Below are 13775 nucleotides of genomic sequence, written 5' to 3' on the forward strand. Positions count from 1 at the left end.
GGTCGGGCTTCGCACGGGGATTTTCGATTCGCCATCCATGGCTCAGCGAAAATGGCCGGCCGTCCTGGCCGGCCCCGCTACGCGGCCTTGTCCGTGCGAAGCCCTCGCCTGCGGCTACCGGCCCCAAGGGGGCTACCCGCCGACTCTTCCCCAAACTGAGGTGGCGTGTTGGGCGAGCAGCGTGTGGCGGGGAAAGATAGCAATCAGGGTATGGCGTCGCCGCTTTGTTGGCTTTTCGCCCACATCGTGGGCTCCTACCCAAGGGGTAGGGCACGTTGCGGAATATCCAATGCGTGATCTGCCGGCTGAGGTAGGAGCGCACGCACGTGCGCGAACCCTCGACACCTAAGGCGATCGAAGCGAAACCCAGCTCTTAGCTTTCCCCACACGCACCTCAGTCGTCGAAAGAGCCGGCGGGTGCCACCCTCGGGGCCGGTAGCCGCAGGCGAGGGCTTCGAACGGACAAGGCCGCGAAGCGGGGCCGGCCAGGATGGCCGGCCGTTTCCGCTGAGCCATGGATGGCGAATCGGAAACCCCCGTTCGAAGCCCGACCCGCCCCGTAGGGGAATAGATAAACGGCCGCGGAGCGGCCCTTCCCTAGCGGGTCGCCGTAGGCGTGGCCACGAGGGTGGCACCCGCCGGCTCTTGCTCCACAGCAAACAAATCCGCCATCGGCTCCAAGGCAGGCTCAGGCTCGAGCCACCGCCGCACCGGGGCGAAACTGCGGCGGTGGGCGTCGCAGGGCCCGAGGCGGGCGAGGGCGTCGAGGTGCTCGGGGACGCCGTAGCCCTTGTGGCGGGCGAAGCCGTAGCCGGGGTGCAGGGCATCCAGGGCATGCATGTGGCGATCGCGGCTGACCTTGGCCAGGATCGAGGCGGCGCTGATGGCCGGCTCGGTTGCGTCGCCGCCGATCACCGCGCGGCCCTCGCAGGGCAAGGTGCGCGGCAGGCGGTTGCCGTCGATCAGGGCGATGTGCGGCACGTGCGCAAGGCCCAGCAGTGACCGGGTCATGCCGGTCATCGTCGCCTGGAAGATATTGATCCGGTCGATTTCCTCGCGCTCGACGAAGATCACGCTCCAGGCGATCGCCCGTTCCACGATGCGGCCGTAGAGTTTCTCGCGGACGCTTTCGGTCAGCTGCTTGGAGTCGTTGAGGCCGCGGATCGGGCGGGTGCGGTCGAGGATGACCGCGGCCACCACCACCGGACCCGCGAGCGGCCCGCGGCCTGCCTCGTCGACACCGGCCACGACGAGGTCGGGGGCGAGCTGGGAGCTGACGTTGCGCTTGCGGGGCATGCCGAAAAGCCTAATGCGCCACGGCGCCGGCGGGCAAGTCCGCCGGGCGCATGAGCCCGGCGATCGCGTCGGCCGCGTGGTCGGCGGCACGGCCGTCCAGGCCGCCGCGCAGTTCCTGGTGCAGGAACTCGAACGCCGCGACGATGGCACCGCGGCGTTCGCTGTCGCCGAGCAGTTCCAGCGTGGCGCGGGCCAGGTTGTCGGGCGTGCAGTCGTCCTGCATGAATTCCGGCACCAGGCGCTTTTTGCCCAATCCGCAGGCGCGGGCGAGGATGTTGGGCAGGGCATAGACGTCGGTCTTGAGCATGCGCAGGGCCATCGCGATGCGGTAGCTGGTGGGCGAGACGCGATAGCCCACCACCATCGGTCGCTTCGCCAGCATGGCTTCGAGTGTGGCTGTACCCGAGGCCAGCAGCACCGCATCGGCCGCGAGCATGGCCTCGTGCGCCTGGCCGTCGGTGAGGACCGGCGCCACGCCAGGGAAGTCGGCCAGCAGCGCGCGCAACTGCGCATGCACCCGCTCGTTGGCGGAAGGCACCACGATGCGCAGGGTGGGCATTGCCTCGGCCACGCGGCGCGCGGCGGCGATGAATATGGCGCCCACGCGCTCGATCTCGCTCGGCCGGCTACCCGGCAGCACGGCCAGTACGGGCACGTCGTGAGGCAGGCCGAGGGCGTCGCGCGGGCCGGCGCGGTCCGAGACCATGGGAAAACGATCGGCGAGCGGGTGACCGACGAAGCGTGCGTCGATGCCGTGCTTCGCGTAGATCGGTGGCTCCATGGGGAACAGGCAGAGCACGCGATCCGCGGAACGGCCGATTTTCTCGGCACGCTTCTCGCGCCAGGCCCAGACCGACGGGCTGACGTAATGCACCGTGCGCAGGCCGGCGGCCTTGAGCTTGCGCTCGACGCCGAGGTTGAAGTCGGGTGCGTCGATGCCGACCACCACGTCCGGGCGCAGGTCGAGCAGTTTGCGCAGCAGTGCCTTACGGAGGCGAAGCAGCCGGGGCAGGTGCCTGACCACTTCGCTGAAGCCCATGACCGACAGCGCGCGGATGTCGTACCAGGAGTCGAAGCCGCGCCCGAGCATGCGCCGTCCGCCGATGCCGACGAAGCGGGCCGTAGGGTAACGGGTGCGGAGCGCGTCGATCAGGTCGGCGCCGAGCTGGTCGCCGGAGTCTTCGCCGGCGATGAGGGCGATGACGGGCGCGTCGGCGGAGGAGGGGGGCTGCTGCATGATGTAAAGGTCTCCCTCGGTCGGTAGCCGACCTGGCGAAGTGCCGACGCCCCCTGGCGCCGGCGGGTGTTACCGGGCGAGCGAGCGCTCGCTGCGATCGAGGAATTCGAGCATCTGGCGCACGTCGTCGCTGACCTCGGCCTGCGAGAGCAGTTGCTCGCGCGCCTCGGCCAGCGGCAGGCCGGCCATGTACAGCGTGCGGTAGGCACGCTTGATCGCGGCGATGCGCGCGGTGTCGAATCCCCGGCGCTTGAGGCCCTCGCTGTTGATGCCGCGCGGGCGGCCACGGGTCTCGTTGGCCATCATGACGAAGGGCGGCACGTCGGAGCCCACCAGGCAGCCCATGCCGATGAACGCATGCGCGCCCACCTTGCAGAACTGGTGCACGCCGGAGTAGCCGGACATGATGGTCCAGTCGCCGATCTCCGCATGGCCGGCCAGCGCCGAGTAGTTGGAGAACACCACGTGGTTGCCGACCTGGCAGTCGTGCGCGATGTGCACGTAGGCCAGCAGCCAGTTGTCGTTGCCGATGCGCGTGATGCCGCCGCCGTCGCCCGTGCCGCGGTTGATCGTGACGAACTCGCGGATGAGGTTACGATCGCCGATGATCACCTCGGTGCGCTCGCCCTGCCACTTCTTGTCCTGCGGGGCGCCACCGATGGAGGCGAACTGCGAGATGCGGTTGTCGCGGCCGATGACCGTGGGGCCCTCGATCACCACATGCGGACCGACGGTGGTTCCCTCGCCGATGACCACGTCCGCACCGATGACGCTGAAGGCGCCGATGCTGACGTTGTCCGCGATGCGCGCCGATGGATCGATCTGCGCGGAGGGATGGATCATTTGTCGCTCCTTGCCGCGCACATCAGCTCGCAGCAGGCCACTACCTTGCCGTCCACCAGCGCGCGCGCCTCGAACAGGCCCATGCCGCGGATCAGCCGCTTGAGCGACACCTCCAGGCGCAGCTGGTCGCCCGGTGCGACCACCGCCGAGAAGCGCGCGTTGTCCACCTTGACCAGGTAGAACAGCGGGCTGCCGCTATGGCCGTCCATCTTGCTGGTGATCTGGGTCAGCAGGCCGGCCGTCTGGGCCATGGCCTCGACGATGAGCACGCCCGGCATGACCGGATGTCCGGGGAAATGCCCCTGGAAGAACGGCTCGTTGATCGTGACGTTCTTGATCGCCGCGATGGACTTGCCCGGCTCGATCTCGATGACGCGGTCGACCAGCAGGAACGGGTAGCGGTGCGGCAGCAGTCGCTGGATCTGCTCCACGTCCACGGGAAGCGTCACGGCGGCTTTCGGTTCGGTCATTGCCCTTTGTCCTTTTCCAGCGCCGACAGGCGGCGCGCGTATTCATCGAGGTGTTTCATGCGCGCCGCATTGCGCCGCCACTGGCGGTTTTCCTGCAGCGGGCTACCGGAGGAGTATTCACCGGCTTCCCTGATCGACGAGGTGACCAGGCTCTTCGCCGTGATGGTAACCCGGTCGGCCAGTTCGAGGTGGCCGAGCACGCCGGCGTTGCCGCCGATGAGGCAGTAACGGCCGATCTTCGCGCTGCCGGCCACGGCCGAGCAACCGGCCATGGCGGTATGGGCGCCGATATGGACGTTGTGGGCGATCTGGATCTGGTTGTCCAGGCGCACGTCTTCTTCCAGCACGGTGTCTTCCAGCGCGCCGCGGTCGATCGTGGTGTTGCTGCCGATCTCGCAGTCGTCGCCGATGCGCACGCCGCCCAGCTGGGGAAGCTTGATCCAGTGGTCGCGGTCGAAGGCCAGGCCGAACCCGTCGGAGCCGATTACCGCGCCCGGGTGCACGAGGACGCGCTTGCCCAGCGTCACGCGGATCACCAGGGTGACCCGGGCGACCAGGCGGGAGCCGGTACCGACCACGCAACCCGGTCCGATGGTGCAGTGCGGGCCGAGGATGACGTTTTCCTCGATGACCGCGTTGTCCTCGATGACGCAGCAGGGCCCCACGGAGGCCGTGGGATGTACGCGGGCGGACGGTGCCACGACGGCGCTGGGGTGGATGCCGCGCGGGGCGGCCGGATGCCGTTCGAACAGCGCGGCAATGCGGGCGTAGGCCACGTAGGGGTCTTTCGCCACCAGCGCGGCGCCGTTGCGCAACGGCAGCTGCTCCGCGCCGAGCACCACGATGCCCGCCTGCGACTCGGCCAGCTGGGAGGTGTATTTCGGGTTGGAGAGGAAAGTGAACTGGCTGGGCGTGGCGGCGGCCAGCGTGCCGACGCCGTCCACCGTGGTGGTGGGGTCGCCGTGCGCCTCCAGTTCGAAACGCTCGGCCAGCTCGGCCAGGGTGTAGTGCGGATTGCCGCTCAAGGGAGGCTCCCAAAAAAAAGGGGTGGCGCTTTTGGCGGCCACCCCCTGATTGTATGTGGTGCGTAGGTGCGTTTTTGTCTTAGAACGTGTTGCCGAAAGTGAACTGGATGCGCTCGACGAAGCGGCTGTCGGCGTCCTTCTTCCGGAACGGCACGGCGAAGTTGATGATCAGCGGGCCGATCGGCGCCTGCCACTGCAGGGAAAGGCCAGTGGAGGCACGCAGCTCGCTGGCGTCGAACGCGCCGTAGTTCTTGTACACGTTGCCGACGTCGACGAACCACGACACGCGGGCGGTGTTCACGTCCTTGAGGAAGGGCAGCGGCAGGAACATCTGCGCCGTGCCCAGCACCTTGAACGCGCCACCGACCGGCTGGCCGTAGCTGTAGTAGCCGCCCGAGCACTTGCCCTTGGCATCCGGCGTGCCCGACACGCTGCCGCCGTCGCACAGGCGGGGACCCAGCGTATTGTCCTGGAAGCCGCGAACGTCGCGGACGCCGCCGGCGTAGTAGTTCTCCCAGAACGGGAAGTCGACCTTGTCGCCCTTCTGGTAGGTGACGATCGGGTTGCCGCTGGCATCCTTCGCGAGCGTGCCGTCGGCATTGGTCTGGTAGACGGTGTTGCTGTACGTGGTGCCGTAGGTCTTGCCGTAGCCCACCTGACCGTCGAGGTAGAGCACGAAGCCCTTGCCGATAGGCCAGTAGTGGTTGGCTTCGCCGAACAGCTTGTAGTACTGCACCGTGGAGCCGGGCAGCGCGCCGGAGACCGACGCCGTGAACTGGCCGCCGCGGGTGGGCGCCCAGTAGCTGTTACGGGTGTCGTGGGTGTAGCCGAGGCTGGACGTCCACGAGTGGATCGTCTTGTTGCCCAGGGCGTTCTGGTACCCGACCAGCTCACGCGGCGTATAGAACGACGTGTTGATCAGGTTGGAGCTGACGCCCAGGCTGGTCGACACCGAGTCGAAGTCGGTGATCGGGAAGGACAGCGTCGTCTCGAACGACTTGGTGCTGTACGTGTAGTTCGCCAGGTCGGTATCGCCGTAATCCAGCTTGCTGTAACCGAGGTTGTAGCCCAGCTGGATGCCGGAATCCGTGAGGTACGGATTGGTGTAGCTGGCGTTGACGCGCTTGTAGTACGTGCTGGTTTCCGCGCCGACCGAGAAGCGGTCGCCGGTGCCCAGGAAGTTGTTCTGCGACACGGACGCCGACAGGATGATGCCCGAGTACTGCGAGTAGCCGACGCCGAACATCAGCGAGCCGGCCGACTGTTCCTCGACCTTGGCGGTCAGGTCCACCTGGTCGACGGTGCCCGGCACGAGGGCCTTGTCGATATCGACGGTCTTGAAGTAGCCCAGGCGCTGCAGGCGCGTCTTCGAGCGGTCGATGGCGCCCTGCGAGTACCAGGAGCCTTCCAGCTGGCGCATTTCACGACGCAGCACCTCGTCCTCCGTACGGGTGTTGCCCTGGAAGACCACGCGACGGACGTACACGCGCTTGCCCGGCTCGATGAAGAGCGTGAGGTCGGCGGTGCGCTTGTCCTTGTCGAGCTTGGGAATCGGGGTGACCTTGGCGAAGGCATAGCCGATGTTGGCGAGGATGCCCTTGATCGCATCGTCGCTGGCTTCGATCGCGCCGCGGTTGAAGGTGTCGCCCTTATGGATGAAAACCAGCTTGCGCAGGGTTTCTTCCGGCAGGATCAGCTCGCCGAGCAGCTTGACGTCGGAGACGGTATAGACCTCGCCTTCCTTCACCGAGGCATCGACGTACATCGCGCGCTTGTCCGGGCTGATCGCCACCTGCGTGGAATCGATGCCGAAGTCGGCGTAGCCGCGGTTCATGTAGTAGTTGCTGAGCTTCTCGAGGTCACCCGAGAGCTTTTCACGCGAGTACTGGTCGTCCTTGGAGTACCACGACAGCCAGTTGCTGGTGTTGGACTCGAAGCCTTCGCGGATGGCCTTGTCGCTGAAGGCCTTGTTGCCGACGACGTTGATCTCCTTGATCTTCGCCGCCTTGCCTTCGCGGATCTCGATGTCGATGGCCACGCGATTGCGGTCGAGCTGCGTCACGTGGGGATCGACCGAGACGTTGTACTTGCCGCGGTTGTAGTACTGGCGGATCAGCTCCTGCTGGACGCGGTCGAGCGACAGGCGGTCGAAGGTCTCGCCTTCGGCCAGGCCGATTTCCTTCAGGCCCTTGCGCAGGTCGTCTTCCTTGATGTCCTTGTTGCCGCGGAGCGTGAGCTTGGCGATGGCCGGACGCTCGACGACCTTGATCACCAGGATGTCGCCCTGACGGTCGAGTTCGACGTCGCTGAAGAATTTGGTCTGGTACAGGGCGCGGATGGCGGCCTGTGCCTTGTCGTCGCTCAGGGTCTCGCCCTTTTCGATCGGCAGGTAGCTCAGCACCGTGCCTTGCGCGATACGCGTAAGGCCATCGATGCGGATGTCGGAAACGACGAACGGCTCGAAAGCGGCAAGCGCATTGGCGGACAGGGAGGCGAGCAGGATCAGGGCGGCGATACGCTTCATCGTCGATTCCGTTGGGTTAATTCCAGTCGACGGCGGACGAGGCCGGCGACCGAAGAGGAGCACGCGCCGGACTCATGCCCGGCGTCGTTCGGTTGCGGGAGCAGTGAGCGCCCGTGACCTGGGTGATACGTTTACGAAACAAGCAGTCGCTGGATGTCGTTGAAGAACGCCAGCCCCATCATGGTGAACAGAAGGGCGATGCCTACATATTGGCCGGCGATCATGGTGCGCTCGCTGACCGGGCTGCCCTTGACCAACTCGATAAGGTAATACAGCAGGTGTCCACCGTCCAAGACCGGGATGGGCAGGAGGTTCAAGATCGCCAGGCTGAGCGACACCAGGGCGAGGAAATTCAGGAACCAGCCCAGCCCGCGGCTGGCCGAATCGTTGGCGACCTGGGCGATGCCGATCACGCCGGACAGGTTCTTGGTGGAAGCCTGCCCCGACAGCATCTTGCCGATCAGGTTGAAGGTGGAGGTGGTGCCTGCCCAGGTGGCGCGCAGCGATTCGCTGAAGGCGCGAACCGGGCCGTAGCGCAGGGTGGCTTCTTCCAGCGGCTGGCGGCCGACACCGATCAGCCAGCGGGTGGGCTGGCCCTGCTCGGATTTCATGCGGGCGGTGACATCGACGATGCGGGTCTGGCCATCCCGCTGGATGCCCACGGCCAGCTTCGGCGACACGGCGGCCTGTTCCGGTACCAGCTTGGTGAACGCCGGGAAGTCGGCCACGGGCTTGCCGTTGACGCTGACGATGCGGTCGCCCGTGCGGATGCCGGCGGCGAACGCCGGATCGCCCGGCACCACTTCGCCGACCACGGGCGGCGACTGCAGCCCCAGGCCCAGCTGCGTGATCCGCTTGACCAGGTCGCCGTTGTCGGTGAGGTTCTGGATCGGCAGCACCACGTTACGCTGGGTGCCATCGGTGCCCTGCACATGCACGGGCAGGGGCTCGTTGCCCAGCAGGCTGTCGACCAGGCGGTCGGTGGCGTCGCTCCAGGTGCCGACGGCCTCGCCATTCATGGCCAGGAGGCGGTCACCCGGGCGGATGCCCGCCTGCTCGGCGATGCTGCCCTTGTCGGCGGCCACGATGGGCGCGACATCGGGCTTGCCGATCATGTACATCGCCCAGAAGGCGACGACGGTAAAAATGAGGTTGAAGGCGGGACCGGCGGCGACGATGGCGATCCGCTTCCACACCGACTTGCCGGTGAACTCCTGCCCGCGGTCGGCGGGATCCACCTCGCCCTCGCGGGCGTCCAGCATCTTGACGTAGCCGCCCAGCGGAATGGCCGCGATCTGGTATTCGGTGCCGTCCTTCGCCACGCGACGCCACAGCGGCCGGCCGAAGCCCACCGAGAAGCGGAGCACGCGGACGCCACAGCGGCGCGCGACCCAGTAGTGGCCAAATTCGTGGAAGGTCACCAGCACGCCAAGCGTGACCAGCAGCCAGAACACGGAACCGAGGAAGGGACTCATCAGGAGGGGTGGGTCTCGAAGAAAAAACGTTGGAGTGGAGCGAGTTTAGCAGTAAGCGCGGTGGAGCACGCCCCGGGCGGCCCGTCGCGCTTCCCCATCACGCTCAACGAGCGTCTGGACATCGACCACGGGTTTGGCCGGCAGTTCCTCAAGAACCCGCTCGACGACCTCCGCAATGCCCAGGAAGGGCAGCGTGCCGGCGAGGAAAGCCTCCACGGCGACCTCGTTGGCGGCATTGAGGATGGCGGTGGCGTCGCCCCCGGCGCGCAGGGCGTCGAAGGCCAGGGCCAGGCAGCGGAAGGTGTCGGTATCGGGTTTCTCGAAGTCGAGGCGGGCGTGCGCGGCGAGGTCGAGGGGCGCCACGCCGGCCTCGATGCGCTCCGGGTAGGCCAGCGCGCAGGCAATGGCGGTGCGCATGTCGGGGTTGCCCAACTGGGCCAGCATCGAGCCGTCGAGGTAGTCGACCATCGAGTGGATCAGGCTCTGCGGGTGCACCACCACATCGATGGCATCCACGGGAGCGGCGAAGAGGTGATGCGCCTCGATCACCTCCAGGCCCTTGTTCATCAGCGTGGCCGAATCGACCGAGATCTTGCGACCCATCGACCATTTGGGGTGCGCGCAGGCCTGATCGGGGGTGATCGTGCCCAGGTCGGCCCGCGTAAGGCCGCGGAACGGCCCACCGGAGGCGGTGAGGACCAGCCGGCGCACGCCGACCCGGGCAAGATCGGGGCGACCGCCAGGGAGGCACTGGAAGATCGCGTTGTGCTCGGAATCGACGGGAATCAGCTCGCTGCCGCCCACGCGCAGGGCCTCCAGCAGCAGCGCGCCACCCATCACGATCGCTTCCTTGTTGGCCAGCAACAGCCGCTTGCCGGCATGCGCCGCGGCCAGCGCGGAATCCAGCCCCGCCGCACCGACGATGGCCGCGACCACGGTGTCGCACAGCGGCCCGGCCGCGGCGGCGCTGACCGCCTGCGCACCGGAGGCGATATCGCAGCGCACCCCCGCCGCGGCCAGGCGACGGGCAAGGTCCGCTTCCATGGACGGGTCGGCGACGATCGCCAGTGCCGGGCGGAAACGTGCGCAGAGCGCAGCCAGGGCTTCGGTGCCGCGGTTGGCCACCAGCACGGTGGCGCGAAAGCGATCCGGATGGCGGGCGATCACGTCGAGGGTGCTGCCCCCGATGGAGCCCGTGGCGCCAAGTACGGCGACGTTACGGACGGCCATGGCTCAAAGGCCCAGCAGCAGCTTGCCGGCCACGAAGATCGGCAGGGCGGCGAACACGCTGTCCAAGCGATCCAGCAGGCCACCGTGCCCGGGGAACAGCTGGCCCGAATCCTTGACCTCGGCGTGCCGCTTCATGAGGCTTTCGAAGAGGTCGCCGACGATGGCCACCGCCACGGTGAGCAGGCCGAGCACGCCCAGTCCGACCAGGTGGGGCGCATCGTTCACGCCGAGCAGCCAGCCGCCGAACACCGCGAACGCGCTGCCGCCGACCAGGGCACCGTAGACACCGGCCCAGGTCTTCCCCGGGCTGATCCGTGGGGCGAGCTTGCGCCGGCCGAACTGGCGGCCGGTGAAGTAGGCGCCCGTATCGGCGGCCCAGACCACCACGAGCGCGAGCAGTGTCCACCAGTTGCCGTGGTCCGAGGCGTGCAGCGCCATGGCCGCGGCGAAGGTGGGCACGATGACCAGCACGCCGGTGCCGATCTTGAGTAGGCGGTTTTCCGAATTGGGCGCGGCGGCGAAGGTGAAGTGCCGCAGCCAGAAGCAGCAGCCGATCCACCAGATCACGCCGGCCAGGGTGAGCGCCATCAGCAGGCCCGGCGTGGCGATCAGCAGTACCGCCAGCAGGATGGCGGCCGCACCGGCCACCACGATGCCGCGGCCCAGCGGCGTGCGGCAACCGGCCAGCAGGCTCCACTCCCACGCGGCGCCGACGAAGACCACACCGATGGCCGCGGCGAAATACACCGTCGGCGGCAGGAGGATCATCGCAAGGACCAGCGGGAGCAGGATCAATGCGGTGGTAACGCGTTGTTTCAGCATGGGGTTCCGGCGTCAGCCCGTGGCGACCTGTTCGCCGGTGCGGCCGTAGCGGCGCTCGCGGCGGGCATAGTCGTCGAGGGCCTGATCCAGGCAGGCTTCGTCGACGTCAGGCCACAGGGTGTCGGTGAAATAGAGCTCGGCATAGGCGATCTGCCAGAGCAGGAAGTTGCTGACGCGCCGCTCGCCGCCGGTGCGGATGAACAGGTCCAGCGGCGGCTGGTCGGCCAGGCAGGTGTACGCGGCCAGGCGGGTTTCGTCGATGTCGCCGATGGCGAATTCGCCCCGCGCAGCCGCTTCCGCGGCCAGGCGCGCCGCGTTGGCGATGTCCCAGCGCCCGCCGTAATTGACCGCCACGTTGAGCGTCAGTGCGGTGTTGGCATCCGTGCGTTGCATGGCGCCGAGCATGCGCTGGCGCAGCTCCGCCTCGAAGCCGTCAAGGTCGCCGACGAAGCGCACGCGCACGCCGTTGCCGTGCAGCTCGTCCACTTCGCGGTCGATCGCCTTCAGGAACAGCTCCATCAGCGCAGAGACCTCGGTGGCCGGGCGCTGCCAGTTCTCGCTGGAGAAGGCGAACAGCGTGAGCGACGCGATGCCGCGCCGCAGGCAGAACTCCACCGCCTGGCGAACGGCCTTCTGCCCGGCATGGTGGCCGAACGTGCGCGGTCGCAGGCGCTGCCGGGCCCAGCGTCCGTTGCCATCCATGACGATGGCGAGGTGGCGGGGGACCCGGCCTTCGGGCCTGGCTGCCATGGTGTCGGGCCGATGGCGCGTCAGAGCGCCATCAGCTCCTTTTCCTTTTCCTTGACCACGTCGTCCACTTCCTTGACGAACTTGTCCGTGAGTTTCTGGACGTCGTCGTCGGCACGCTTCTGGTCGTCCTCGGTAATTTCCTTGTCCTTGAGCAGCTTGCCGATGTGCTGCACGGCGTCGCGGCGGACATTGCGGATGGCGATCTTGGCGGCTTCGCCTTCCTTGGCCACGCTCTTGGCGAGTTCCTTGCGGCGCTCCTCCGTCGGCGGCGGGAAGTTGAGGCGGATGTCCATGCCCATGGTGGTGGGCGTGATGCCGAGGTCGGAGGCCATGATGGCCTTCTCGATCGGGCCGACCATCGCCTTGTCGAACGGCTTGACCGACAGCGAGCGGGCATCGGGCGTGCTGATGTTGGCAACCTGCGACAGCGGCGTGGGCGAGCCGTAATACGGCACTACGATGTTGTCGAGGATCGACGCATTGGCGCGGCCGGTGCGGATCGTCTTCAGGTCGTGCTTGAGGGAGTCGATGCTCTTGCCCATGCGGGTCTCAGCATCTTTCTTGATGTCGTTGATCATGGGCCGTTTTCCGGTGGAACGAGTCAGCAGGCGAGTATAGCAGCGAGCGCGCCGGAGGCCGTGCCGCACTGCGCCAGGGAAGGTCGGCGCCGCTTCCGGCGCCGGGCTCGGCTGGGGTCAGCCGGCGTTGACGAGGGTACCCACCGGCTCGCCCTTCATGATGCGCATGAGGTTGCCGGGCTGGGTCATGTCGTAGATGCGCAGGGGCAGCTTGTTCTCGCGGCACAGGGCGATGGCGGCGGTGTCCATGACCTCGAGGCGTCGCTCGATCACCTGGTTGTAGGTGAGGTGGTCGTAGCGCTGGGCGGTGGGATCGCGCTTGGGATCGGCCGAGTAGATGCCGTCCACCTTGGTCGCCTTGAGCAGCAGGTCGGCGCCCACTTCCACGGCGCGCAGTGCGGCGGCGGAGTCGGTGGTGAAGAACGGGTTGCCGATGCCGGCGGCGAACAGGGCCACGCGGCCTTTTTCCAGGTGGCGGATGGCGCGCCGGCGGATGAAGTCCTCGCATACCTCGTTGATCTTGATGGCGCTCATGGTGCGGGCTTCGCCGCCCAGTTTCTCGATGGCATCCTGCATGGCCAGCGCGTTCATCACGGTGGCGAGCATGCCCATGTGGTCGCCGGTGACGCGGTCCATGCCCGCGGCGGCCAGGCCGGCGCCACGGAAGATGTTGCCGCCGCCGATCACGACGCCCACCTCTACACCGGCATCGCGTACCTCGAGGATTTCCTTGGCCAGGCGCTCAATCACCTTCGGATCGATGCCGTAGTCCTCGGCTCCCATGAGGGCTTCACCGGAGAGTTTGAGCAGGATGCGGCGGTGTTTCAGCGGGGTGCTCATCGGGTATCTCCAGTTTGTAAGGGGCAAAACAGGCTTAGTTTAGCGCGTGCACAGTTGTTACAGCTATGTGAATCCGTGGTGCGATGTCACGTTTTTTGGGTTCGTCGCTTGGCCATGTGATTTGGTTCTACCGAGGGCTCGCCTTCGGCATCGCGTTGGGACTTGAGCCTTGGGGCGTTCGAGCAAGAGCCGGCGGGTAGCCCTCTCGGGGCCACGCCTGCGGCGACCCGCTAAGGAAGGGCCGCTCCGCGGCCGTTTATCTATTGCCCTACGGGCCGGGTCGGGCTTCGAACGGAGGTTTCCGATTCGACATCCTGTCTCAGCGGAAACGGCCGGCCGTCCTGGCCGGCCCCCTTCGGGCTTTTTCCGTTCGAAGCCCTCGCCTGCGGCTACCGGCCCCGAGGGGGCTACCCGCCGGCTCTTCCGAACGTTGAGGTGGCGTGTTGGGCGAGCAGCGAGTGATGGTGAGCGAGGAGCGGTCAGGATATGGCGTCGCCGCTTCGTTGGCTTTTCGCCCACATCGTGGGCTCCTACCCCACGGGTAGTACAGGTCGTGGCGTATCCAACGCGTGGTCTGCCGTCTGGGGGGTAGGAGCGCACGCACGTGCGCGAACCCTCGACACACCTAAGGCGACCGATGCGATGCAAAGCAGGCAAGCGAGCGTTCCCAGCCACGAAGCGAACC

The 13775-nt window shown here is 67.1% G+C and carries 12 protein-coding genes; all 12 read right to left on the bottom strand.

Going from position 1 to position 13775, the window contains the following annotated elements:
- Nucleotides 1–597: 597 nt before the first annotated feature.
- Nucleotides 598–1296 carry a ribonuclease HII gene (gene rnhB, locus ACVKN3_RS11235; protein WP_285407078.1) on the bottom strand — a complete coding sequence of 233 codons (699 nt, stop codon included), beginning with the start codon at nucleotides 1294–1296 and terminating at the stop codon, nucleotides 598–600.
- A 10-nt stretch (nucleotides 1297–1306) separates the two neighbouring features.
- Complete coding sequence (gene lpxB / locus ACVKN3_RS11240; RefSeq protein ID WP_285407079.1) at nucleotides 1307–2533, bottom strand: lipid-A-disaccharide synthase; 1227 nt, start codon at nucleotides 2531–2533, stop codon at nucleotides 1307–1309.
- A gap of 69 nt (nucleotides 2534–2602) precedes the next feature.
- The gene (gene lpxA / locus ACVKN3_RS11245) at nucleotides 2603–3376 is read right to left on the bottom strand and encodes an acyl-ACP--UDP-N-acetylglucosamine O-acyltransferase (RefSeq protein WP_036137144.1); all 774 of its coding nucleotides are present in this window, start codon (nucleotides 3374–3376) and stop codon (nucleotides 2603–2605) included.
- On the bottom strand, nucleotides 3373–3846 hold the full coding sequence (gene fabZ, locus ACVKN3_RS11250) for a 3-hydroxyacyl-ACP dehydratase FabZ (RefSeq protein WP_285407082.1): 474 nt from the start codon (nucleotides 3844–3846) through the stop codon (nucleotides 3373–3375). Before fabZ ends, lpxA begins: the two co-directional genes overlap by 4 nt.
- A complete protein-coding gene (gene lpxD, locus ACVKN3_RS11255; RefSeq protein ID WP_354517497.1) occupies nucleotides 3843–4871 on the bottom strand; it encodes a UDP-3-O-(3-hydroxymyristoyl)glucosamine N-acyltransferase in 1029 nt (342 codons plus the stop codon). Before lpxD ends, fabZ begins: the two co-directional genes overlap by 4 nt.
- 79 nt (nucleotides 4872–4950) lie before the next feature.
- Nucleotides 4951–7395 carry an outer membrane protein assembly factor BamA gene (bamA, locus tag ACVKN3_RS11260; protein WP_285407085.1) on the bottom strand — a complete coding sequence of 815 codons (2445 nt, stop codon included), beginning with the start codon at nucleotides 7393–7395 and terminating at the stop codon, nucleotides 4951–4953.
- A 131-nt stretch (nucleotides 7396–7526) separates the two neighbouring features.
- Entirely contained in the window at nucleotides 7527–8870 is a 1344-nt protein-coding gene (gene rseP, locus ACVKN3_RS11265; RefSeq protein ID WP_036137134.1) for an RIP metalloprotease RseP, read from the bottom strand.
- A 45-nt stretch (nucleotides 8871–8915) separates the two neighbouring features.
- Entirely contained in the window at nucleotides 8916–10100 is a 1185-nt protein-coding gene (locus ACVKN3_RS11270) for a 1-deoxy-D-xylulose-5-phosphate reductoisomerase (RefSeq protein WP_354517494.1), read from the bottom strand.
- A gap of 3 nt (nucleotides 10101–10103) precedes the next feature.
- The gene (locus ACVKN3_RS11275; protein ID WP_036137129.1) at nucleotides 10104–10922 is read right to left on the bottom strand and encodes a phosphatidate cytidylyltransferase; all 819 of its coding nucleotides are present in this window, start codon (nucleotides 10920–10922) and stop codon (nucleotides 10104–10106) included.
- 12 nt (nucleotides 10923–10934) lie between these two features.
- A complete protein-coding gene (gene uppS / locus ACVKN3_RS11280; protein WP_354517491.1) occupies nucleotides 10935–11672 on the bottom strand; it encodes a polyprenyl diphosphate synthase in 738 nt (245 codons plus the stop codon).
- Nucleotides 11673–11692: 20 nt separating this feature from the next.
- Nucleotides 11693–12250 (bottom strand): ribosome recycling factor, encoded by a 558-nt coding sequence (frr, locus tag ACVKN3_RS11285; protein WP_036137124.1) that lies wholly within the window; start codon nucleotides 12248–12250, stop codon nucleotides 11693–11695.
- 117 nt (nucleotides 12251–12367) lie between these two features.
- Entirely contained in the window at nucleotides 12368–13090 is a 723-nt protein-coding gene (pyrH, locus tag ACVKN3_RS11290) for a UMP kinase (protein WP_285407091.1), read from the bottom strand.
- Nucleotides 13091–13775: the final 685 nt, after the last annotated feature.

Source organism: Luteibacter sp. PvP120 (assembly GCF_054055715.1).